This is a genomic window from Bacillus sp. FSL R5-0443 (assembly GCF_038608285.1).
In the GTDB taxonomy this organism is placed as follows: Bacteria; Bacillota; Bacilli; order Bacillales; family Bacillaceae; genus Bacillus; species Bacillus velezensis.
This window is the reverse complement of the sequence record NZ_CP152013.1, coordinates 408,846-431,886: the sequence shown is the minus strand read 5'-3', so window position 1 is coordinate 431,886 and position 23,041 is coordinate 408,846. Positions and strand designations below refer to the sequence as shown.

Below are 23,041 nucleotides of genomic sequence, written 5' to 3'. Positions count from 1 at the left end.
AACGCCCGGAAGATAGCTTCCGGGCGTTTGTTCTGTTTATGGAATATCGCAGCCTTGGACACCGGTATAAATCCGGAACCACTGATCATGGCTGAGTTTGTACGCGGATGCACGCACCGCGGCGGAAATGCGGTTCTCTTTTCCGCTGCCGACAATCGGCATGATGTCTGCCGGGTGGGTGAACAGCCATGCGTACATGACTTCGTCAATGGAAGCGGCGCCGATTTCTTCCTGTACGGAACGAAGCGCGGCACGGATACGGACGTCCTTATCTGATTGTCCGGTAAAGACGCTCCCGCCCGCAAGCGGTGACCACGCCATCGGCGGAATGCGTTTTTCCTGACAGAAATCCAGCGTGCCGTCATGAATATTTTCCAGCTCGTACGCCGAGATTTCAATTTGGTTTGTGATGAGCGGATCATCCAAATAGGATTCGAGCATTCTGTACTGGTGCGCTTTAAAGTTCGACACCCCGAAATATCTGACCTTTCCCGAGCTTTTCAGCGCATGAAACGCTTCAGCCACCGCCTCCGGGTCCATAAGCGGGTCCGGTCTGTGAATGAGCAGCACATCCAGATAATCCGTATTCAGATTCAAAAGCGACTGCTCCGCCGACGCTAAAATGTGAGACTTCGACGTATTATAATGATGCGACTTGTTTCCGGGCCGTTCCGGTGATTCAATGACAATCCCGCATTTTGTGACGATTTCGATTCGCTCCCTTATTGAAGGCGAAAGGGACAAAGCGCCGCCGAAGAGCTTTTCACACGTATAACCGCCATATATATCGGCATGGTCGAAGGTGGTGATGCCTTGGCTGATACACCATTCAATCAGATTCAGCAGCTCTCCGTCTGAAACATTCCATTCGTTCAGACGCCAAAGCCCGTGTATCACTCTTGAAAATTCCAGGTCTTCAGCCAATTGAATGCGCTGCATGTGAAATCCCCCTTTTTCTTAGAGCCTCTTGTATCTCTGTTTTCAGGAATTGCCCATGCTGTTTCATTCTGCTTCGGCGGCCGATTTTCCTTTCAGCCCGCAAAAATCGTCATTTAATGATTCTGAAACTGCTTTTTCGCTTTTTCAACGACGTAATGGCTTCCGCCGCGTTTTTTGACGTCTTGAATCATCATCGCGATCAAGAGGTCTTTCTTTTTATAATCGTAACCGACAAACCAGCCGTTTTCTTTGCCGTCTTTATCTTCTTTAGACGTTTTCAGCTCGGCTGTACCGGTTTTTCCGGCTACGGTAATGCCGCTTACGGCCGGCTGATATGCAGAGCCGCGCGGATCTTCAACGACGCCTCTCAGCCCTTTTGTGATTTCTTCGGCATTGGCTTTCGACACCACTTGCTTATGCCAGATTTGCGGTGTTTTTTCTCCGTCTTTGATCAATGTCGGTTTGACGAGATTTCCGTCTGTTACAAATGCGGTATAGTCAGCAGCTAAGTGCAGCGGAGACATCAGCATCTGCCCCTGGCCGTAGCCCGTATCTCCGAGAAGGATCTCGGAATCAAGCTTGCCGTTAGCGATTGAAGACTTTTCAATCGGAAATTGGTACGGAATCTCTTCATCAAAGCCAAATGTTTTTAATCCTTTTGTAAACGCGTCCGCTCCGGCATCTATGGCATTTTGCGCAAAGTAGATGTTGTCCGATGTGATCAGCGCGTTTTCGAGATCCACTTCATTCAGGCGCTCTGATACGCGTGTGACATGGTAACCGCCCCAGCTCGAATCTTTCTGCCACTCTTTTCCGGTGATTTTTTTCTTTTCTGACGCTTTCAATGTGCCATTTGTCAGGCCGACTGCCGCGGCAATCGGTTTAATCGTTGATCCCGGCGCATAAAGTTTGTTGAATTTCGCTGAAAACGGATTGTTTTTATCTTCATTCAGCTTTTTCCATTCTTTGCCGCTCCAGCCGAAAACAAAGCCGTTCGGGTCATAAGATGGTGCGCTGACGAGCGCGAGTGTCTCTCCCGTTTGCGGTTCGAGGGCGACTGCCGCTCCGCTGTCATCTTTCATAGAGTCATACAGCTTCGTCTGCGTTTTCATGTCAATCGTTACATGAATATCCTGCCCGCTTTCGGCTTTCTTTTCAGCAATGACCTCACCTGTTTGCGGGACGTAAATTTTCCAGCCGGTCGTGCCGCGCAGCTTGTCTTCATATACATTCTCAAGGCCGGCGATGCCGATTTTGGAAGTATCGCTGTATTGGCCGTCTTTCGCTTTTTTCAGCTGCTCCGCTGTGATGGTTTTAATATAACCGGTCAGATGGGCCGCTTTTTCGCCGTACGGATAGTAGCGGGAGCTGACTTTCGTTTTCGTCACGCCGTCTAATGCGAGCAGGCTTTTGACCTTGCTTTCATCATCCGGTCTGATTTTTTGAAGCGGGACATAGGAGTCGTCTTTTACCCAGCCCTGGTTCAGTTTGCTTTTGATATCGTCTTCAGAAAGGTCCAGTTTTTCAGACAGTTTTTTGATCACGCTGTCTTTATCCTTGCCGAGTTTTCCAGGGATAATGCCGATTTCCGGCACCTCGGTATTCACGGCGAGACCTTTTCCGTCTTTGTCGTAAATTTGTCCGCGCTTCGGTTCTTCATTTGCGATCTGCACGGTTTTGTCATCGGAAAGCTGTTTGAAAATAAAAGAAGGATTCCAGTCGATGTTCCATGATTCTCCATCGTCTGTTTTTTCTTTTTTCAGGACGGCCGTGTTTTCAAAAGCGACCTTCCCTGCTTTTGTATCCATGCTGACTTTATAATCGATGTGCTGGAGGTCATCTTTTTTCTTGTCGTCTTCGTCCTGTTTTTCGGCAGTGACTTTCAGATTTTTGACCCCTGCTTGTTCATAAACGGTTTCATATCGCTTTATAAAATCCTTTTTGGATCGTTTTTTCTTTTCATCCTGGGTGAGGCTTTGGTACATCTTATCGTAATGACCGCCGTTCCAGTCTTTTACGAAATCTTTCATTCTGTCTTCGGCCGATTCCGTTTTCGAGCAGCCGATCAAACCTATGATTCCTGCGAGTAAAAGTAATAGGTATAACCCTTTTTTCACTGTCTATTCCCCTGCCTTCCAACTGTTATTTTCTCCTAAACCAAATCAGGCTGGCAAGGATTTTTTTCTCATATTGTTTAAAATTTTTTTGTTTTTCCTGCCGTCACGGGCCATATTCTTATACAATGTATCTATTAAAAAAAGGGGGAATTTCAGATGATCAGAGAAGCAGCCATGCTGTATGTAAAAGAAGGTCTTGAGGGGGAATTCGAAGAGGCATTCCGCCGGGCGGAGCCGATTATCGCGGGCATGAAAGGTTATCTGTCCCATTCCTTGTCCAAATGTATGGAAAAGACGCATAAATATTTGCTGCTTGTGGAATGGGAGACATTAGAAGATCATACAAAAGGCTTTCGCGGATCGCCGGAATATCAGGAATGGAAAGCCTTACTGCACCGTTTTTATTCACCATTTCCCGTTGTGGAGCATTTTCAGGATCTATCAGACTCAGATCGCGTGAAGCGTAAAACCGATTAAGGAGATTGACCATACAAAAACGGCGGTATAGATATTGAATTTCCCGGAGCCGTCGTTTTCTTTCCGTTTTTCCTCCAGCCCCTGAATGAACATGACCGCACCGAGAAACACGAGCATAACCGGCTGTATGACAGAGGTATGTTCCGCATACGTAAATGCGGCGGCCGCAAGTATAATAATCAGCATCGCGAGTGACAGTTTTAAGGCGCGCAGCAAAGCAATCCATCCTTTCTGTTATCATTTTTTGAACACAATTCTATTTCTGTCTTTATCCCCCATTATTCTAGCGTATTTTTTGCGCGGATAGAACGAAAGTCGGACAATTTTAAGTTTGTTTTAAGGAGCACGAAAAGCGCGCTCCCGATGAAAAGGAGCGCGCGGTTATGAGCGGGCGAGGCTTCCGTATCCGAGCCCCCGCAGGACGCATGCCATGACTTCATACCCCTTGCTGTTGGGGTGTACGCGGTCATGAGAGAGATATTCATTCATTTTTCCTTTGAAAGCGCTGTGGACGTCGGCAATTTTGACGTGCGGCGCCGATGCGAGTGTGCTGAGGTGCGCATTATAAGAGGATATCCATTTTTCTGCAATGGAGATGCCCGGGAAAGGATTGTATAAATTAAAGACGCGGATCTCATAAGGAGACGGGTGCGGCCCTTTTAAGGCAGCGATCTTGGCAATCATCTTTTCAAAGTTCTCATGGCAGTGACTGGACACGCTGGTGAACACCGAAGCGTCCGATGTTTGCTGATATGCCTGAACCGAATCGATCAAATCGTTGCCGCAGCCTGTAATCGTAATCATATCAGCAGCCTGAATCCGCCTCTGAATGTACGGCAAGGACATAAGCCCGAGAATTTCTCCCGTCTCAAGGCCTGATTTGGCAAAGATGGATACGTCGGTTCTTGTCTGTAAATCTTCTGCCATCATACGCCCGAACCGCTGGACAAAACCGGCGCAAAACGGCCCGGATCCCCTCCCCGTCGTCAAAGAATCCCCCAGCGCCGTATAAACAAGTCCCATTTACTTTCCTCCACTCGTTACTATCGATATTGTAATGTACGCGAGTGAAGAAAAATTGGCTCGGTCAATAACCCAATTTCTCAGAAATATGCTGTGCGGCGGTTTTGACCTTTTCGGTTAAATACGGCAGCCTGTCCTCTGAAAAACGGGCTTCGAAGCCGGCGATGCTGATTCCGGCAGCCACCTTACCTTCGTGATTGAAAATCGGCGCCCCGATCGCCGCCGTGTAATCTTCTAATTCCGAATAGCTGATCGTATAACCTGATTGTAAGGATCTTTCAATGGAGTGGAGCAGTTCAGCCCGATCCGTCATCGTGCCTGAGGCGATTGCGGCAAGCTTTGTCTTCTGAATGTATGTGTCAATCTCCTCTTTTGGCAGAAACGATAGAATGCTTCTGGCGCACGCTCCCGCGTACAGCGGCGACCGGCGGCCGATTGCCGTATACAGGCGGACGGTTTGAGTGCCTTCAATTTTTTCGACGTAAATGGCTTCATCTCCGTCCCTCATGATCAGCTGAACGGCCTCATCCACTTCGCCGCACAGCTCTTCCATAATCGGTTTGGCTATTTTCCTGATGTCAAGACGTTCAGAGACGAGCTGGCCGAATTGTAAAAAGATCAGACCAAGCTGATAACGGCCGTCCGCTGCCCGGGTGAGAAATCCCGTTTCCTCCAGCGAGCTTGCCATCCGGTGAACCGAGGTCTTCGGCATTTCCGATAGAGAAACCAGCTCATTTAAGCTCAGGCTCGGTTCAGTCAGAAATAAATGAAGCAGTTCCATTGATTTGATGACGGTTTTGTTTTTGTTTTCCATGATCTTTAGCCCCTTTGTCAGATCAGTCATTCCATTTTGAGCCTTGCTTTCAGCTCCTTCAGCTGCTGTTCCTTCTCTAAAAGCAGCATTTCCGCTTCCTCCAGCGAAACGGCCCGGAACGTGATATGTTCCCCCGGCATCGTTTGGGCGACGAGAGGAAGATCAGCGGATATGATATGCGCCATCCGCGGATAGCCCCCCGTCGTCTGTCTGTCAGCCAGCAGAATAATCGGATTGCCGTCCGGCGGCACCTGCACCGTTCCGAACGTCACGGCCTCAGATACCATCTCCAGCGGCTCCCGCAATTCAAGCGGAGCGCCCTTCAGCCGGTAGCCCATTCGGTCGGATTGAGGCGTGACCGTATATGACTCTTGATAAAAACGCAATTTTGCTTCTTCTGTAAAAGCGTGAAATTGAGCGCCTTCAAGCACTCGTATGACCGGATTTTTTTTCAGCGGCAGAAATCCTCTGCTGCTGACAGACCAATCAGGCGCTGAGAAACCATGCTGTCCGAAAGAATCGCTCAGACGGTACGCGATTGATTCCGAACATGGCGTCATACGGCCGAGCGGCAGCTCATCATCTTTTTGCAGCGCTCTTCCGCAAAAACCGCCGATCCCCGCTCTGACATACGTGCTTTTGCTTTCCATGACGGCGGGCACGTCAAATCCCCCCGCGACGGCGAGATAAGCGCGGCTCCCCATCTTGCACGGCCCGAATGAGACGACGCTGTTTTCCTTTATCAAAACCGGTTTCCATAGAGGGGCGGGCTCCCCATTAATATGAAGGGCGAAATCAGCTCCCGTGACGGCAATAACCGCAGGTTCTGAAAATTCAAAGGAAGGCCCGGGCCCCATGAGCGTAATTTCCAGTCCCGCCTCTTTTTCTTGATTTCCGGCAAGAAGATTGGCGATGCGCAGTGAGATCGTATCCATTGCGCCGCTTCCCAGCACACCGTATTTCTGATATCCCGTCCGCCCCTTGTCCTGAACCGTCGTCAAGAGACCGGGCTTTACCACTTTCATACTCATTCGGCTCCCTCCTTGATGCGGCTGTACTCCTCTGCCGTGATCCGGACGAATTTCACCGTATCGCCCGCTCTCAAAAGACTCGGCGGATGTTCTTCCGGCCTGAAAAGACGGAGCGGGGTGCTGCCGATCAGCTGCCAGCCGCCGGGAGTGGATATCGGATACACACCGGTCTGCATTCCCGCGATTCCTACTGAACCGGCCGGGATGGACGGCCTTGGCGACGCCTTTCTCGGCGCTCTGATCCGCTCAGACATTCCTCCTAAAAACGGAAATCCCGGCGCAAATCCGAGCATATAAACGAGATATTCGCCTTCAGTATGAATGCGGATGACGTCTTCCGGGGTCAGATCGTTCATCTCAGCTACCTCTTCTAAATCGGGACCGAAATCACCGCCGTAGCAAACGGGGATTTCCATCACCCGGCGCTCTTCTTTGCGGCCGGTCATTATATGGCTGAGACGTTCTGTCACTTCTTTCTTGACCAGGGCAAAAGGAGAGACGCCTTTTTTTATGTTTGAGACGGCATACACATCATAAAAGATCGTTAAGCTTGTGAATGCCGGAATACATTCAACGAAGCCCGGAAACGGCCGTTCTTCCATACAGGCTGCCGCCGCATGCACCCGGCTGTTGACCTCTTCGCTGATGTCCCCGCCAAAGCGGATGATAACGGCGGAATCACCGTACGGCTGTATATCAAGCGCTGTATTTCCGCTATACTGCATCATTGTCATCACCTCGTTGTATTCTTTCTCACTTACAGGACAGCAAGCGATTCATTTCGTATATCGGTGATCAGCATGTGCCCCGGTGAATGTGTTATTACGATGTCAGGCTTTGCTTCCATGATCACCGCCTGGGGCGTAACGCCGCAAGCCCAGAATACGGGAACTTCACCTTCCCGCACCGTTACGGCATCTCCGAAATCCGGCTGATGCAAATCGCTGATACCGATGCTTTGCGGATTTCCGATGCGGACGGGGGCGCCGTGCACGGCGGGAAAACGTGACGTGACCTGCGCCGCGCGGACTGCAAGCCTTTCCGGAATCGGTCTCATGCTGACGACCATCTTTCCAGAAAACGGGCCGGCGGGAACACAGTCAATGTCTGTTTTATACATGGGGACATTCACACCCTCATCGATGTGCCTGATTGGAATGTGCTGATTAATAAGGGCTTGCTCGAATGAAAAACTGCAGCCGATTAAAAACCCGACATAATCATCCTTCCAATACGGCGTAATATCCGTTACCTCTTCAGTAAGCACGCCATGCCGATAAATCCTGTATTTCGGAAAGTCCGTCCGGATATCAGCTCCCGGCGCAGCTATTGCCGGAACGGGTGAACCCGCATCCGTCACATCCAGCACCGGACAAGGCTTTTGATTGCGCTGGCAGAATAAGAGAAAATCAAAGGCCAGATCCTTTTGCAAAACGACGAGATTGGCTTGTGCGTAAGAAGCGGCCATCCCCGCCGTCGGCCCGGTCATCTGCCCCTTCCTGATCAGCTGTCTGACTTCTTCGGGACTCATGTCACTCATATGGTTTTTCATATCATCAGCTCCATAGCTGCGGCATCTGCGTGAATAATGTATAGATGCCCATAACCGCCATGACAACCACTACGATCGCCCCTGCAATCGTGAGCCAGATCGGATGCTTGTAATCGCCGACGATTTTTTTCTTATAAGCGCCCAACAGTATCATCGCTAATGCAAGCGGCAGAATTAAGCCGTTAAGCGAACCGACCGCGACCAGAATTTTGGCAGGCTGGCCGATCGTAACAAAAATAAGAGTGGATACGATGATAAAACCGATAATGACGCCATGTGAGTGCTTTTCGATTTTTGTTGAAAATGATTTGAAAAATGATACTGATGTATAGGCGGCGCCGATGACAGACGTGATAGCTGCAGACCACATGATGACGCCGAAAATTTTATAGCCTACATTTCCCGCCGCAAGCCGGAATACAGAAGCCGCCGGATTATCAGGATCAATGCTCAGGCCCTTTGAGACGACGCCGAGCACGGCGAGAAACAGGGCAATCCGCATAATCGATGTAATCAGAACGCCTGTGATGGAGCTTTTCGTAACCTGAGGGAGGACTTCCTTCCCTTGGATGCCTGAATCAAGCAAACGGTGGCCGCCGGCAAATGTAATGTACCCGCCGACTGTGCCGCCGACAAGCGTCACGATCGCCAGCACACTGATATGATCAGGCATAAAAGTTTTCACAACGGCGTGTCCGACCGGCGGAGCCGTCGTTACGGCAACATACACTGTCAATACGATCATGACGATTCCGGCGATCTGCATAAAACGGTCCATGACTTTTCCGGCTTCCTTTATGACAAAAATCAGCACCGCGACCGCTGCGCTGATTAAAGCGCCGATCTCCGGTTTGATCCCGAATAATACTTGAAGACCGAGACCCGCGCCGCCGATGTTTCCGATATTAAACGCAAGTCCGCCGAGCACGACCAGAAAAGCAATGGCATAACCGGCGCCCGGGAGCACCATATTGGCAATCTCTTGGCCGCGTTTTCCGGAAACCGCGATAATCCGCCATACATTGGTTTGCGCGAAAATGTCCAAAATAATAGAAATTAAAATGATAAAGCCGAAGCTTGCCGCCAATGTATTGGTAAACGTGGCCGTTTGCGTCAGAAAGCCGGGCCCGATTGATGATGTCGCCATCAAAAATGTCGCGCCTAAAAGAAGCGACCATTTTCCGGAAGCCTTTCCGGCTGTTTTTTTCTTTTGCTCCATGCTGTCTTCCTCCCTCTGCTGCTCAGTCTTTTGCAAGCGCGCTGATTTGAATGTCTGCCGCTTTTAATTCTTTTTTGATTGTTTTTGCGAATGTGAGGGCGTGGGCTCCGTCTCCGTGAATGCAGACCGTGTCCGCTTTCAGGCTTACAGCTTGTCCCTTGCGTGCTGTCACTGTGCTGTCTTTCACCATTTGAATCACTTGGCCGACCGCTTTTTTGTCATCCTGAATCAGCGCATCCGGCTCTGAACGGGGCGTCAGCGTGCCGTCTTCCTGATAGGTGCGGTCCGCAAACACTTCGCTTGCCGTCCTCAGTCCGATTCGATCTCCCGCTTTAATCAGTTCGCTTCCGGAAAGCCCGAAAAGAATAAGCCCGGGATCAAAATGACAGACCGCCTGAGCGATGGCTTCTGACAGGCCGGGATTGACGGCGGCCATATTATATAAAGCGCCATGCGGCTTCACATGCTGCATCTCGACACCTTCTGCTTTTAAAAACCCTGACAGCGCGCCGATTTGGTACAGCGTCAGATCATACGCTTCCTCGGGTGTAATCGCGATCTGCCGCCGCCCGAATCCCTGCAGATCGAACAGTCCGGGATGAGCGCCGATTTTCACGCCTTTTTCCGCCGCAAGCGCAACCGTTTTGCGCATCACGCTGGGATCACCCGCATGAAAGCCGCAGGCGATGTTTGCAGATGTCACATAATCCAAAATCTCTTCATCCAGCCCGATTTTATAAGCACCGAAACTCTCTCCTAAATCACAATTGATGTCAATCTGAAACATAAGATCCCTCCTGTATTGTAAACGTTTTATATGATTATCATTCCGCTATTCGGAATGACTATTCCGAATTGTTGGATTTCTCTTCATTATATTTATTTCTGACAGGTTTGAACATCCTTTTGTCAGAAAACCTACCATGGACCTAGTCATAAATCTGACAAAACAAAAAAAGAGAGCCTCATACTGAGACTCTCTCTTTTTTCTATTATAACACCCAGTGGCGGATCGCTTTGGCGACCCCGTTTTCCGTGTTGACATCAGTCACCCAGTCAGCTGTTTCTTTCACAATGTCCTGCGCATTCCCCATGGCGACGCCGACACCCGCTTTTTCAATCATGGCAATGTCATTCAGACTGTCACCCATGGCCATCACATTTTCCATCGTGAAGCCGAGTTTTTCCGATACCTTCGCCAGCGCAGCCGCTTTGTTGATACCGAGGGCATTGACTTCGATGTTGATCGGACTGGAGTTTGTGATCTCGAGCTCCTTGTATTCCTTGAGCTCTTTCAGCACCTCATTCCGCACTTCGTCATCCTCGATTTCGAATCCGAACTTGAGCCACTGATGATCCGTAATCGTTTCCGGGAATTCTCCTCTCCACACTCTATCGACGGTAGAGGCCCAGAAATTCGTGTTGTGCTTATTCCTCAGATCCCATAATTTTTGAATATGATCGGTATGAAGAAGCTTGCGCTCAACCAGCTCAAAGTCGGAATCCCAGATTTCGCTGCCGTTTGCCGTGATTAAAAAGGATGACAGCTCGAGAGACTCAGCCAGTTCGCGGCAGGTCATCAGCGTGCGTCCTGTGCTGATGACGACGTGAATTCCTTTCGCCTCCGCTTCCTTGATCGCTCGCCGGTTTTCCTCCGGGATGAGCTGCTCGTCATTGAGCAGGGTTCCGTCCATATCAATCGCGATCAGTTTAATATCTGCGTCTTCTCTTTGTATCGGCATATATGTACCTCACTTTTTATAATGTAGTCGTCTCTATTTTAATACATATGACCCACAGGAACAAAAAACCGCTTCCTGCGTTTGGCGGGGAGAACGTTGAGGAAAAGAAATATTGAGGTGATGGAGGATGAAAGAAAGAAAACAAAAGAACAAACCGAATGAAAATCCTGAACATCATGATTTAACCGATCCGATTCCGCTGGAAGAGCTGAAGGAAAACGCCAATGACGAAAAACACAAACATGACCAAAGGGACAATTCACAAAGTGAAAGAGATTATGATACAAAATAACAGGCTTGTCCGAAAGCCGCCGCTGGAGGCGGCTTTTTTTACGTTGGCTGGATAAATATGCTGAGCTCAGCTTCCGCCACAGGCTTCCCGGCAACGGACGCTTTCGCCCGGCCGAACACAAAACCGCGTCTGATTCGCGTGACCTCAAAAAAAAGATCCAGACGGTCTCCCGGCAAAGCGGCACCTAACCTTTCCGCTTTCTTCACCGCGGATAAAAGACCGAGGCTGTCACCGCCGGTAATTCCCGCGCAAGCCGCCGTTTGGGCCATTGCTTCAACGACGAGCGAAAATGGCACCTCTCTTTGGGATTCAGTTATAAACCAGTCATTTTCACTGATGTTTTTGTAAGCAGCCGCCCATTTTCCGGCTTCACTGTTCGTCGTGCCGTCAATCAAAAGAAACGGAAAACGATGGGGCAATAGCTTCTGATTCATCACGCAGCCTCCCTTCCCTCTTATTATAACGCAAGAAAAAACCCGCGTCCCCCGACGCGGGTTCATTTTTATTGATTGAGCTTTTTGAGCACGATGCCGTGCAGCGGTTCATGCGGCTGAATACCGCAAATGTCTTGAAGAACGCGGCTCGTGCCTTTTTCCGCGATAAGCTTTTGCAGCTCAACCGCTTCCGGATCATCCTGATAGTCAAAACGCAAGGCGGCGGCGATGCCTTCTGCCAGCGCGTTCGGTTCTTTTATTTTTTTGGCCGGCCCTACTAATCTATCATTCGCTCCGAGTTTTCTGAGCGGTGATCTGGCGACTCTTGTCACATCATCCGTGATGTATTCATTTTCAAAGCGGCCGATGATTTTTTTCATGTACTGCTCGTGTTCGGCTTGCTTAAAGCCGTACGCTTTCACCAAGTACTCGCCCGTTTCTGAAAGTGCATCGTACACGACACGCCGGATTTCCGGATGGCCGATGGCCTCTTTGACGGTTTTTAATCCGCGCTGATAGCCGACGTACGCCGTAACGGCATGACCGGTATTGACGGTAAACAGCTTTCTCTCGATGAAAGGTGTAAGATCATCCGTAAACAACGCGCCTTCCAGTACCGGCTGGCCGCCGGCAAAGCCGGTTCTGTCTATGACCCATTCAAAAAACGGTTCTACAGATACTTTCAGCGGATCTTCATGGTGCTGAATCGGCACGATCCGATCCACCGCAGAATCCGGGAAGCCGACCGTCCGGTTCACGAGTTCCCGTTCCGCTTCCGTCAAATGTCTGAAAACTTCTTTTTTCAGAAAACTGCTGCCGCCGATCATATTTTCACAGGCAATGATATTGAGAGGCTCAGAGGACGTTCTGCGCTTCAGCCCTTCCGCGATGGACGGGGCGATGAGTCTGAGAACGTTCGGGCCCACCGCCGTCGTAATGATCGCCGCCTCATTGATCAGCCTGTACAGCTCTTGTTCTTGCACCGCGCTGTTGATGGCTGAAACGGGGCCGATGATTTCTGTCTGCCGGCCGCCGTCGGCAAGCTCCACGGTATATTCCTTCTTTTCATTGAGAAGGCTGACCATCGTTTCATTCACATCAGCGAAAACTACCTCATAGCCGGAATGATGGAGCAGGGCGCCGATAAAGCCCCGCCCGATGTTTCCCGCTCCGAAATGAAGGGCAATCATGTCAGTTCACCTCGCTGAAAATAGCGGCCAGTTCTTCTTCCGTCTTTGCACTGATCAGCCGTTCGATGTTTTCTTCCTCTGAGCAGATGATGGCGATGTTTGACAGAATGTCTAAGTGTTCATTGTTTTTTCCGGCGATACCGAAAACGACCTTTGCCGTATTGCCTTCACCGTATTCCACACCGTCCGGAATCTGGATGACGGAAATGCCTGAATGAAGCACCTCATCCTTTGCATCTTCCGTGCCGTGCGGGATCGCGATGAAATTCCCCATAAACGTGGATGATGTTTCTTCACGTTCGAACATTTTTTCCACATAGCCGTTCTTCACGTAGCCGTTATCAATCAATGTCTGTCCCGCGAGGCGGATGGCATCCTCCTTTGAGTTCACTGTCTGGTTCAGTTTGATGTTCGCTTTAGCCAATACTTCCATGATGAAAATCCCTCTTTCTGTTTGATTAGTTTTTAAGCTTTTCAATCAGTTCATCGTATTTCGGGCTGTTCAAGAAATTATCAACCGAAATGTGCACCGCCTGCGGCAGCTTCGCTTTCGCGCGGTCAGTCAGGTCCTTATGCGTAATGACGATATCCGCGTCATTCGGCAGATTATTGATCGACGTATTTGTCACATCAATATCCAGGTCTGCTTTTTTCACTTTGTTTCTTAAAATGGAGGCGCCCATTGCGCTCGATCCCATACCCGCGTCACACGCGAAGATAATGCGGCTGACTTGGTCGGCGGAAATATCAGCGGCGCTGTTTTCCGGCTCTTCCTCTTTGTCTGCCAACGCGGCCGCCGCTTCACTTTTCCTGCCTTTCATTTCCTGCATTTTTTCCGCCGCGGCTGTCAAATCTTCTTCGCCCGCTTTAGACGATTTCAGAATAAGCGCCGAGACAATAAACGATACGGCCGCGGCAACGATGACGCCCGCCAGCACGCCGAGGTAGCTTCCTTTCGGCGTCAGCGCTAAAATGGCGATGATGCTTCCCGGAGATGATGCCGCGACAAGACCCGCGTTAAAGATCGAGAATGTAAGCAGTCCGCTCGCTCCCCCGGCGATCGCCGCGAGGATCAGCATCGGTTTCATTAAGATGTAAGGGAAATAGATTTCATGAATCCCCCCGAAGAAATGAATGATCGCCGCTCCCGGAGCCGTCGATCTTGAAGAGCCTTTCCCAAAGAACATGTACGCCAGTAAAATACCGAGTCCCGGCCCGGGGTTCGCTTCCACTAAGAACAGAATGGATTTACCCGCTTTGGCGGCCTGCTCGATTCCGATCGGACTTAAAATGCCGTGGTTGATCGCGTTATTCAGGAACAGGACTTTCGCCGGTTCTACGAAAACGCTTGCAATCGGCAGCAAATTCGCGTGGACAATGACTTCCACACCCGCCGCCAGCAATTTGTTAAGAGACAGGACGACCGGGCCGATCGCATAAAACGCGATAATCGTCAGCACAGCTCCGATAATTCCCGCCGTGAAGTTGTTGATCAGCATTTCAAAACCCTGTCTGACTTTATCTTTAAACACACGGTCTAATTGTTTAATGAGATAACCGCCCAAAGGCCCCATAATCATTGCCCCTAAGAACATCGGAATGTCCGCTCCGACAATGACTCCGATGGCGGCCGTCGCTCCGACGACTCCCCCGCGGTGATCGTAAATCATTTTTCCGCCCGTATATGCGATTAAAAGCGGCAGAAGATACGTAATCATCGGGCTTACCAATGTATTCAGCTGCGGATTCGGAAACCACCCCTTAGGTATAAACAGCGCGGTGATAATCCCCCATGCGATAAATGCACCGATATTCGGCATGATCATACCGCTTAAATAACTGCCGAACCGCTGTATCTTCACTTTCATGCCAGCTTGCTGTTCTTGCTGCATGTTCATTCCCTCCCTGTTTGCTTGCCTTCAGATGAAAATAAATAAGACACGGGGTTTCTCTCTCCCCTGTGTCTTCATCATAAAACGCTTACAATCCCCATTCAATGAAAAGTAAAGAGGAGTTTGGCACAGAGACTGTGACAACTCCTTAACAAAAAAAGACACCTCATCAAAGGTGTCTTACCGCTTTCTGTATATAATGTGTCCTTTTGTGACGACGAGTTTGGCAATGAGCCGCTCACTGACAATAAACACCGGATACGCACATACGAGCGCGAAAATGGCGGCCGGCACATACCGCGCTGCCGGAAACATCGGCATGACGGCGGTTCTGGCCATCTGCACAAGATAAATCAAAAGCACCGTAATCGCAATGGCCGCAGCCATAATCGGAGCTGATACTTTATATTCACGCAATTTCACATGGCAATGCCCGCACTGAAACTGGCACGGGATCATGGATGATCTGACCATGTCGCCTGTAATCGGCTTGCCGCAGTTCGGGCAGGTCGTTTCTTTCATGTTTATTCCTCCATTCAACTCTTCTATTATAACAGAGTCTGACTACGTCTTTTACATTTGTGATTGTTCAACATTTTTTCACATATTTTATCATCAGGCTCTTGTGTGCATTTGTGAAAACATCTACTCTTAGAGGGAGGTTCATCACTCATTCGCATAAAAAGGAGGATGAAGAATTGCTTCCGATTCACAGACAGCAAACCTTGCTTGAATGGCTGAAAGAAGAGGGCGCGCTGAAAATCTCTGACATAAGCGAGAGATTCGGCGTCTCCGAGATGACCGTGTACAGAGACGTCAATCAGCTGGCGGATGCAAACCGGATTATCCGGACACCCGGCGGCATTACGCTCCCTCCCCCTTCAGAACGAAGCGCCAATCAATGCGGCTATTGCCTGCGGCCGATTCAGCATTCGTATTCTGTTCAGCTTATTACCGTTTCACAAGCCGTTGAGCAGATGTGCTGCATTCATTGCGCGATTTTGCGGTATGAGGATAAAAAGGAAGAAGTGTCCCACGTCATTTGTAAAGATTTTCTTCTCCAGACGACGCTGACGGCCGCTTCCGCATACTTTTTAGTCCATGCCGATATTGACCTTCACTGCTGCCGGCCTCAGGCGATTCCCTTCTCAACGCTTGATTACGCAGAACGGTTTCAAAAAGGATTCGGCGGGGTCATTTGCACCTTTGACGAGGCGGCGGACATCATCTTACACGACAGGCAGAAGGGATGCACCTGCAGCAAGACATAACAACAACCAACCGGAAGGCGGTGTCATCATCCATGAGACAGAACAAACGCTGGCTCATCTTTTTGCTGTTCCTTGTTTTGATTCCGAAAACAAGCTTCGCCCACGCCTACATCACAAACTCAAATCCGGGTGAGAACAGCGAATTAAAACAAGCGCCGAAGCAGATTGAAATTGAGTTTAATGAACAGATTGAAGAAGGCTTCCACTCCATTAAGGTCTATAATTCATCCGGCGAACGGGTTGACGCGGGCAAAACGGTGATTCAAAAAAATGATGCCCGCATCATGACCGCGGCATTGAAAAAAAATCTGCCGCATGATATTTACAGAGCGGAATGGAACGCGGTATCGGCCGACGGACATCCGGTATCCGGCGTCATCCCTTTCAGTGTCGGAAAAGCCGGCGGAGAACTTCAGGAGCAGACATCATCGCAAGCGGCGCTTCATCCCGAAGCGGCCATCGACCGCGGTATTTTGTACACCGCTCTCTCCCTGTTTATCGGCACGGCTTTTTTCCATCTGTTTTGGTACAGAAATAATAAAGATTCATCAAAAGCAAAACGAACTGTAAAGCTGCTCGTGATCTCTTTATGTGTAACGGGGCTCGCGCTTATCTGCCAGCTCCCGATCCAGACGAAAGAAAACGCGGGCGGCGCTTGGAGCGCCGCGTTCCAGCCGGACTATGTAAAAGAAACGCTTCTGAAAACGGCAGGCGGGTACGTCTGGACGATCCAGATCAGCTTATTTATCCTGCTCGCCCTGTCCATGATCCCGCTGTTGAAGAAGAAAGCATTCCGGTCATTTGCGTACTGGACGGCGCCGCTGTTGTTCTTCTTCGCTTCGCTTTTGGCAAAAGCATTCGCCGGGCATGCGGCGGTTATCGACGAAAAAGCGGTCGGCATCGCGATGGACTTTCTCCATTTATCGGCCGCGTCTGTATGGATGGGCGGTATCGCCGCGCTTGTGCTGCTTCTTTCATCAGAGTGGAGAAAACCCGATAAAACCATCGCTTGGGAAACGGTCAGACGGTTTTCTCCTTGGGCGTTCGCCTCTGTCGGTGTGCTGTTATTTTCAGGTGTGCTGAACGGATTTTTCATTATCCGCACGTTTGATTCACTCTTTCACACCGCTTACGGTAAGACGCTCCTTTTGAAAATCGGACTGTTTGTCATCATGCTTGTGCTCGGCGCCGTTCACGTATGGATAACGAAGTTCAGCAGAAAAAGGAGCATCAGCGCAACGATAAAGGCCGAATGGGCACTAGGCATTGCGGTGTTATTTACAACCGCCGTCTTCACAAGCCTGCCCAGCCCGCCGCCGCCTGCGCCATTGCCTTTTAACGGCTCAGAAACGATCGGAAACGGGGAAACCCTGTCCTTGCACATTACGCCGAACCAGCCGGGTAAAAATGAATTTCAAGTCATTGTCACCGATCACAACGGCAGCTTGGTAAAAGACATTCAACAATTTACGGTCACTGTTTACCAGACGGGCTTCAGCGGCAAACAGCATGAAAGCACCTTTGATTTGAAGAAGACGAAGGAAGGCACATTTGAAGCCGCCAACCTGTCCATCACCGAAAAGGGAAACTGGAAGATCAAAGTCCACGGGCTGACAAACGATTTTAATGAAATCAACCAAATATTCTCAACGACAAACTAAGGAGTGTATCTCATGTTGAAAAAAAAGGCTTTATTATTCATATCCGCCGTGACCCTGTCACTCGTCGGTTTTACGGCGACAGCAAGCGCCCACGTCTCAGTCAAACCCGCGGAATCCGCGGCCGGTTCTTGGGAAACGTACACGATGAAAGTGCCTGTGGAAAAGAATGAGCCGACAACGAAAGTCGTGCTGAAAATGCCCGCCGGCGTTGAATTTCAGCAATATCAGCCGATTCCGGGCTGGAAAACATCCGTATCCAAACATGATGACAAAGCGGTCTCCGTCACTTGGGAAGCAAAGGACGGCGGCATCCAGCCCGGCCAATTCCAGCAGTTCACGTTCGTTGCGAAAAATCCTGAAAAGAGCGGAGATGCCGCTTGGGACGCTTACCAATATTACAAAGACGGCAGCATTGTAGAATGGACGGGTGATGAGAAAGCCGACACGCCTCACTCGATTACGAAAATCACGAAATCGGCCAGCGTGACGGATGCGCACGGAGCTGAACAGTCAAACGAAGAAAGCAAATCCGGCGTATCAGCGCTTGATATTGCAGCCATCGTTCTGTCAGCTGCGGCGATTATCCTTTCCATCACGGCGCTTGTAAAGAAAAAACGCGCGTAAGCAAAAAGCGATCCGGCTCTAAAGAGCCTGCGATCGCTTTTTTTCTTATCCGCGGCCTGCCTGGAATGACGGATATTTGGTCATTCCCCCGTCAGCAAACAGCGTAATGCCGGTTACGTAGCTTGATTCCTTTGAAGCAAGCCAGACGGCGACAGCCGCGATTTCTTCCGGCTCACCGATATATCCCATCGGAATCATGCTTTCCACATCTTTTTTCTGAACGGGATCCGCAAATTTTTCCGCGTTGATCGGCGTATTGATGGCTCCCGGCCCGATGTTGTTGACACGGATGCGCTTCGGCGCGTACTCCAGCGCCAGCGTTTCCGTCATCAATTTGATGCCGCCTTTACTCGCCGCGTAGTGAACAAACAGAGGCCATGGAATCATTTCATGTACGCTTGACATGTTAATGACGTTTCCTTGAATATCATTCTCTACGTAATATTTAATGGCTTCGCGGCTTCCTAAGAAAGCGCCGGTCAGATTGGTATTGATGACTTTGTTCCAGTCTTTAAGCGGCATTTCATGTGACTGAACCGGATTTTCCATGCCGGCGTTATTGATCATGACATCCAATGTCCCGAATTCCTTCACCGCGGTCTGCACGATGTTTTTGACATCTTCTTCTTTTGTGACGTCTCCTTGAACGATGACCGCTTCGCCTCCCGCTTTTTGAATCTCTTCTTTAACGATTTGGGCGTCTTTTTCATTACTATAGTAGTTAACCACGACTTTCGCCTGCTCCTGTCCGAAGCGGATCGCCATCGCTTTTCCTAATCCTGATGAAGCTCCCGTAATGGCAACGACTTTTCCTTTTAAATCCGTGTACATGTTCAAACCTCCTGCATTTGTTATGAATTTGATTTCGCAACGCCTAAGAATACCGCGGCCACAATGATCAGGATAATCCCGATGGCAATGGCGACCAGCTGACGCTTCGTTTTGCTCTCACGGAGAATGAAGATTCCGCCGAGCGTGCTGATGACGATCCCCATTTGAGAGAGGGAAAAACTTGTCGCAACCCCGACGCGCGGCTGTGAGATGAACAGAAACATATTCCCGAGCGCCCAGATGATTCCCGGCAGAATGTTCTTGAGGGCGTACTTATTAAACGGTTTATGCTTGTACGTCAGGAGCAGTCCGCCGATGACCATCCCGATCGCCTGCGGCAGGAGCGCTGACCATCCGGATACGCCGAACAGCCGGGCCACAACGACATAGACCAAATAACCGAGCGTGGAGATCAGCAGGATGACAATGCCTTTTTTTAAGTTTCCCGGTTCTCCGTCCGCCCGCCCCTTTTTATCTTCTAAAGATGTGAGCACAATCCCGATGATGATAAAAATAAGGGCGAGAATACCCAGCGTAATCGCGATCGGGGTTGACCATTCTTTGAATACGATCACACCGAACAAAGAAGTCGAGACGAGCTGCATTCCCGTTGATATCGGCATCGTTTTTGAAACGCCCATCAGCTGTATGCTTTTAAGCTGATTGCTTTGGCCGAGCGACCAAAACAGCCCCGAGATGATGCCGACAATAAAAATGCGCCCAGACAGCACCGGGTGGACAAACAGATACAACACAAACGAAACGATGAGCGCCCCGATTGTCGTTCCCAGCGTCTGGCTGTAAGGCCCGCCGCCTAATTTGACGTTAAATAACACGATGCTCCCCCAAAATAAAGCCGGGAGAAGAGCCAGTAATATATCCATGATGGCGACCTTCTTTCAATCGTATTTGCTGTTATTTTGTCTGGAATCGAACCGATTATTCCCGCAAGATCAAAAAAGCCTGCCGGCGATATTCACCGGCAGACTGCTCAATAAAAACAGCCCCGCTTAGAAGCGGGGCTTTCTTTTCGGCTCATTAAAGTCCGATAGACATGTATTTGGTTTCCAGGTACGGTTCAATGCCTTCCGTACCGCCTTCACGGCCGATGCCGCTTTCTTTCATTCCTCCGAACGGCGCTTGAACCGCGGACGGACCGCCGTCATTCCAGCCGATGATGCCGTATTCAAGCTGTTCAGAAATATAGATGCCGCGGCGGTAGTTTTCTGTGAAGAAATAAGCCGCAAGCCCGAACGGCGTATCGTTCGCAAGCTTGATCGCTTCATCAATATCTGAGAACGTAACGATCGGCGCAACCGGGCCGAATGTTTCTTCATGCATGATGTTCATGGATGTATCTACATTTGACAGCACGGTCGGTGTCACGAAATAGCATCCTTTTTCATCGTTTTGGTCATACGTTCCGCCCGTGAGCACTTTTGCGCCTTTTTCCACGGCGTCATTAATTTGGCCGACGATTTTATCGAAGCCTTTTTTGTTGATGACAGGGCCGACGTTTACGCCTTTTTCAAGACCGTTTCCGACTTTGAGTTTCGCAGCTTCTTCACTCAGTTTTTTCGCAAACTCGTCTTTTACGGATTCGTGTACGATCAGCCGGTTCGCACAGACGCAGGTTTGGCCGGCATTTCTGAATTTAGAGGCCATTGTTTGGGCTACCGCCAGATCAAGATCAGCGTCTTCATCCACGATCAGCGGCGCATGTCCGCCAAGCTCCATTGACATATGTTTTACGGTGTCGGCGCTGTTTTTCATCAGGATTTTGCCGACAGGCGTTGAGCCGGTAAAGGTAATTTTGCGGATTTTCGGGCTGCTGGTGAAGACGTTTCCGATTTCGGCTCCGTCACCGATTACCACTTGCAGCACGTCCTTCGGAATTCCCGCTTCATATGCGAGACGCGCAAGGGCGTAAGCGGAAAGCGGCGTATCCTCCGCCGGTTTGATGATGAACGTACAGCCTGCCGCCAAAGCGGGCGCGGCTTTTCTTGTAATCATCGCATTCGGGAAATTCCACGGCGTGATCGCGGCTACCGGGCCGACCGCCTGACGGGTGACGACAATCCGTTTGCCCGTTGTCGGCGCAGGTACTGTTCTGCCGTAAATCCGTTTTGCTTCTTCGGCGAACCATTCAATATAGCCGGCGCCGTATAAAACTTCTCCGACCGCTTCTTCGTACGGTTTGCCGTTTTCTTTCGTAATTAATTCCGCAAGTTCTTCTTTATTTTCAACAATCAGCTCATACCATTTTCTCAAAAGTGAGGCACGTTCTCCCGCTGATGTTTTGGACCATGATTGAAACGCTTGATGTGAACGTTCAATCGCTTTTTCAACATCTTCGGCCGTCTGCTGGGGGATGCTTTCGATCGCCTCTCCCGTTGCCGGGTTGTACACTGTTAATTGTTCTGGCATATTGAACATTCCTTTCTCTGCTATAGTAAAGCCATTGAATGCTGGTTGATGTATCTTACACTTTCATGATAGCAGACACATCCGCCGGCATTCCAATAATTGAACTCACAGAGCTGCTTCGATAATGGAAAGGCCTTCTTTGAGCTGCTCATCCGTCACGACAAGCGGCGTCAGGAATCTGATAATGTTGCCGTTAATGCCGGCCGTCAGCAGCAGCAGTCCGTTCTCGTTCGCCGTTTTGGCGATCGCCGCGGCTTTTGCTTTGTCCGGTTCCCGCGTGTCCGGATCTTTGACAATTTCGATGGCCGCCATCGCGCCGAGTCTGCGCACTTCTCCGATACAGGCATGCTCTTTTTTCCACTCGAGCGCTTGATGCTCGATGATCCGGCCGATCTCCTCGGAACGCTGATTCAGCCCTTCTTCTTCAATAATATCCAAGACCGCAAGCGCAGCCGCACAGCCGAGCGGGCTTCCCGCATATGTGCCCCCGAGTTCCCCCGGCGCGGCGGCATCAAGCATTTCCGCCCGGCCGATGACGCCGCTCAGCGGCAATCCGGCCGCAAGTGATTTGGATACGGTGATCAAATCCGGAACGGCTCCGAAATGCTCAATCGCAAAATACGTTCCCGTTCTGGCAAAACCGGTCTGAATCTCATCCGCTACAAAAACAATGCCGTGTTTTTGACAAAAAGCGGCGACGTGCTGGACGAAACGTTTTGACGGAATGATGAAGCCGCCTTCTCCCTGAACCGGCTCCATGACGACACAGGCGACGGTTTCCGGTGCAACTGCGGCGATAAAGAAATCCTCAAAAGCGCTGATGATAAAGTCGTCATACTGCTCGTCGCTCATGCCGGCCGGCTTTTGATAATAGTAAGGAAACGGCGCCTGATACACCTCTGAGGCAAACGGGCCGAAACCGAATTTATAAGGCTTCACCTTGCTCGTCATGCTCATCGTCATGTTCGTGCGGCCGTGGAACCCTCTTGTAAATGACACGACAGCCTGGCGCTTCGTATATTTTCTGGCGATTTTCACGGCGTTTTCCACCGCTTCCGCCCCCGAATTGAGAAAAATCGCTTTTTTCGCATGATCTCCCGGCGCAAGGGCGCAAAGTTTTTCGGCCAGCTCAATATAAGACGGATACATCATGACGTTAAATCCCGGGTGAATCAGATCCTCCGCCTGTTTCTTCACGGCCTCCACCACTTTCGGATGGGAATGGCCGACATTCAGCGTTCCGATCGCTCCGGCAAAATCAATAAATCGTCTGCCGTCCAAATCGTACAAAAGCGCCCCTTCCCCTTTTACCGCCATGCTGCGGTTTCCGTTGCCGACCCCCTTGGAAACGAATTGATCCCGTTTTTGCTGCCACTGGGCAGTTGTCACTTCCGATGATGCTGTTCGACTCATAGATTCCATCCCCCTGCATTGTTTTCTTATCATTCTGACTTCTTTTTGGTATGATGAAAAGTACCAAAATCAATTTATCCATGGTATCAGAA

Annotated in this window: 25 protein-coding genes; 5 read left to right on the top strand and 20 right to left on the bottom strand. The window is 50.0% G+C overall.

Features of this window, described 5'->3' with window-relative positions; genetic code table 11:
- Positions 1-36 precede the first annotated feature (36 nt).
- Both NYE28_RS02200 and NYE28_RS02195 read right to left on the bottom strand, forming a co-directional pair.
- Positions 37-939, bottom strand: coding sequence for an aldo/keto reductase family oxidoreductase (locus NYE28_RS02200; RefSeq protein ID WP_014416927.1), 903 nt, complete (start codon positions 937-939; stop codon positions 37-39).
- Between the two features lie 113 nt (positions 940-1,052).
- Positions 1,053-3,056, bottom strand: coding sequence for a penicillin-binding transpeptidase domain-containing protein (locus NYE28_RS02195; protein ID WP_160222850.1), 2,004 nt, complete (start codon positions 3,054-3,056; stop codon positions 1,053-1,055).
- Positions 3,057-3,212: 156 nt separating this feature from the next.
- On the opposite strand from NYE28_RS02195, the gene NYE28_RS02190 reads away from it, so the two are divergent.
- A complete protein-coding gene (locus NYE28_RS02190; RefSeq protein WP_003156282.1) occupies positions 3,213-3,533 on the top strand; it encodes an antibiotic biosynthesis monooxygenase in 321 nt (106 codons plus the stop codon).
- On the opposite strand, the gene NYE28_RS02185 is transcribed toward NYE28_RS02190, so the two are convergent.
- The 9 genes from NYE28_RS02185 to NYE28_RS02145 all read right to left on the bottom strand — a co-directional run bounded on the left by NYE28_RS02185 (position 3,504) and on the right by NYE28_RS02145 (position 10,914).
- Positions 3,504-3,749, bottom strand: a complete 246-nt coding sequence (locus tag NYE28_RS02185; protein WP_003156283.1) for a YczI family protein — start codon at positions 3,747-3,749, stop codon at positions 3,504-3,506. The two genes, NYE28_RS02190 and NYE28_RS02185, sit on opposite strands and share 30 nt — an antisense overlap.
- 165 nt (positions 3,750-3,914) lie before the next feature.
- The gene (locus NYE28_RS02180) at positions 3,915-4,556 is read right to left on the bottom strand and encodes a GDSL-type esterase/lipase family protein (protein WP_337681229.1); all 642 of its coding nucleotides are present in this window, start codon (positions 4,554-4,556) and stop codon (positions 3,915-3,917) included.
- 64 nt (positions 4,557-4,620) lie between these two features.
- Positions 4,621-5,370, bottom strand: a complete 750-nt coding sequence (locus NYE28_RS02175) for an IclR family transcriptional regulator (RefSeq protein WP_076425692.1) — start codon at positions 5,368-5,370, stop codon at positions 4,621-4,623.
- A gap of 26 nt (positions 5,371-5,396) precedes the next feature.
- Positions 5,397-6,395 (bottom strand): biotin-dependent carboxyltransferase family protein, encoded by a 999-nt coding sequence (locus NYE28_RS02170; RefSeq protein ID WP_150941560.1) that lies wholly within the window; start codon positions 6,393-6,395, stop codon positions 5,397-5,399.
- 2 nt (positions 6,396-6,397) lie between these two features.
- Positions 6,398-7,129, bottom strand: coding sequence for a 5-oxoprolinase subunit PxpB (gene pxpB, locus NYE28_RS02165; protein ID WP_052827054.1), 732 nt, complete (start codon positions 7,127-7,129; stop codon positions 6,398-6,400).
- A gap of 29 nt (positions 7,130-7,158) precedes the next feature.
- Complete coding sequence (locus tag NYE28_RS02160) at positions 7,159-7,953, bottom strand: putative hydro-lyase (protein WP_007410296.1); 795 nt, start codon at positions 7,951-7,953, stop codon at positions 7,159-7,161.
- Positions 7,954-7,957: 4 nt separating this feature from the next.
- Positions 7,958-9,172 carry an NRAMP family divalent metal transporter gene (locus NYE28_RS02155; protein ID WP_007410295.1) on the bottom strand — a complete coding sequence of 405 codons (1,215 nt, stop codon included), beginning with the start codon at positions 9,170-9,172 and terminating at the stop codon, positions 7,958-7,960.
- Between the two features lie 22 nt (positions 9,173-9,194).
- Positions 9,195-9,959 carry a 5-oxoprolinase subunit PxpA gene (locus NYE28_RS02150; RefSeq protein WP_284646912.1) on the bottom strand — a complete coding sequence of 255 codons (765 nt, stop codon included), beginning with the start codon at positions 9,957-9,959 and terminating at the stop codon, positions 9,195-9,197.
- 205 nt (positions 9,960-10,164) lie between these two features.
- Entirely contained in the window at positions 10,165-10,914 is a 750-nt protein-coding gene (locus NYE28_RS02145; RefSeq protein WP_007410293.1) for a Cof-type HAD-IIB family hydrolase, read from the bottom strand.
- A 127-nt stretch (positions 10,915-11,041) separates the two neighbouring features.
- Between NYE28_RS02145 and NYE28_RS02140 the strand changes: the two genes are divergently transcribed.
- Entirely contained in the window at positions 11,042-11,206 is a 165-nt protein-coding gene (locus tag NYE28_RS02140; protein WP_003156294.1) for a hypothetical protein, read from the top strand.
- Between the two features lie 38 nt (positions 11,207-11,244).
- Here NYE28_RS02140 and NYE28_RS02135 read toward each other — a convergent pair whose 3' ends face one another.
- From NYE28_RS02135 to NYE28_RS02115, 5 genes are all read right to left on the bottom strand, one after another.
- Complete coding sequence (locus NYE28_RS02135) at positions 11,245-11,640, bottom strand: 3-hydroxyacyl-ACP dehydratase FabZ family protein (RefSeq protein ID WP_098080993.1); 396 nt, start codon at positions 11,638-11,640, stop codon at positions 11,245-11,247.
- 68 nt (positions 11,641-11,708) lie between these two features.
- Positions 11,709-12,830 (bottom strand): mannitol-1-phosphate 5-dehydrogenase, encoded by a 1,122-nt coding sequence (locus NYE28_RS02130; RefSeq protein WP_342490272.1) that lies wholly within the window; start codon positions 12,828-12,830, stop codon positions 11,709-11,711.
- Between the two features lies 1 nt (position 12,831).
- Positions 12,832-13,263: a PTS sugar transporter subunit IIA gene (locus NYE28_RS02125; RefSeq protein WP_012116817.1), complete on the bottom strand. Its 432-nt coding sequence runs from the start codon at positions 13,261-13,263 to the stop codon at positions 12,832-12,834.
- 25 nt (positions 13,264-13,288) lie between these two features.
- Complete coding sequence (locus NYE28_RS02120) at positions 13,289-14,728, bottom strand: PTS mannitol transporter subunit IICB (RefSeq protein ID WP_007609434.1); 1,440 nt, start codon at positions 14,726-14,728, stop codon at positions 13,289-13,291.
- Positions 14,729-14,902: 174 nt separating this feature from the next.
- Positions 14,903-15,244, bottom strand: coding sequence for a hypothetical protein (locus tag NYE28_RS02115; RefSeq protein ID WP_003156306.1), 342 nt, complete (start codon positions 15,242-15,244; stop codon positions 14,903-14,905).
- A 176-nt stretch (positions 15,245-15,420) separates the two neighbouring features.
- On the opposite strand from NYE28_RS02115, the gene NYE28_RS02110 reads away from it, so the two are divergent.
- From NYE28_RS02110 to NYE28_RS02100, 3 genes are read left to right on the top strand one after another with little or no spacing between them, the layout of a single operon-like run.
- Positions 15,421-15,993, top strand: a complete 573-nt coding sequence (locus NYE28_RS02110; RefSeq protein WP_025284238.1) for a DeoR family transcriptional regulator — start codon at positions 15,421-15,423, stop codon at positions 15,991-15,993.
- Positions 15,994-16,025: 32 nt separating this feature from the next.
- Complete coding sequence (locus tag NYE28_RS02105; protein ID WP_132106875.1) at positions 16,026-17,654, top strand: copper resistance CopC/CopD family protein; 1,629 nt, start codon at positions 16,026-16,028, stop codon at positions 17,652-17,654.
- 12 nt (positions 17,655-17,666) lie between these two features.
- Positions 17,667-18,278 (top strand): DUF1775 domain-containing protein, encoded by a 612-nt coding sequence (locus NYE28_RS02100; protein WP_043021406.1) that lies wholly within the window; start codon positions 17,667-17,669, stop codon positions 18,276-18,278.
- A gap of 45 nt (positions 18,279-18,323) precedes the next feature.
- Here NYE28_RS02100 and gdh read toward each other — a convergent pair whose 3' ends face one another.
- From gdh to gabT, 4 genes are all read right to left on the bottom strand, one after another.
- Complete coding sequence (gdh, locus tag NYE28_RS02095; protein ID WP_076425704.1) at positions 18,324-19,109, bottom strand: glucose 1-dehydrogenase; 786 nt, start codon at positions 19,107-19,109, stop codon at positions 18,324-18,326.
- A gap of 20 nt (positions 19,110-19,129) precedes the next feature.
- Complete coding sequence (locus tag NYE28_RS02090; protein WP_003156317.1) at positions 19,130-19,993, bottom strand: RhaT/GlcU family sugar-proton symporter; 864 nt, start codon at positions 19,991-19,993, stop codon at positions 19,130-19,132.
- A gap of 154 nt (positions 19,994-20,147) precedes the next feature.
- Positions 20,148-21,536: a succinate-semialdehyde dehydrogenase gene (gene gabD / locus NYE28_RS02085; RefSeq protein WP_007410282.1), complete on the bottom strand. Its 1,389-nt coding sequence runs from the start codon at positions 21,534-21,536 to the stop codon at positions 20,148-20,150.
- Between the two features lie 105 nt (positions 21,537-21,641).
- Positions 21,642-22,949 (bottom strand): 4-aminobutyrate--2-oxoglutarate transaminase, encoded by a 1,308-nt coding sequence (gene gabT, locus NYE28_RS02080; RefSeq protein ID WP_023356706.1) that lies wholly within the window; start codon positions 22,947-22,949, stop codon positions 21,642-21,644.
- Positions 22,950-23,041: the final 92 nt, after the last annotated feature.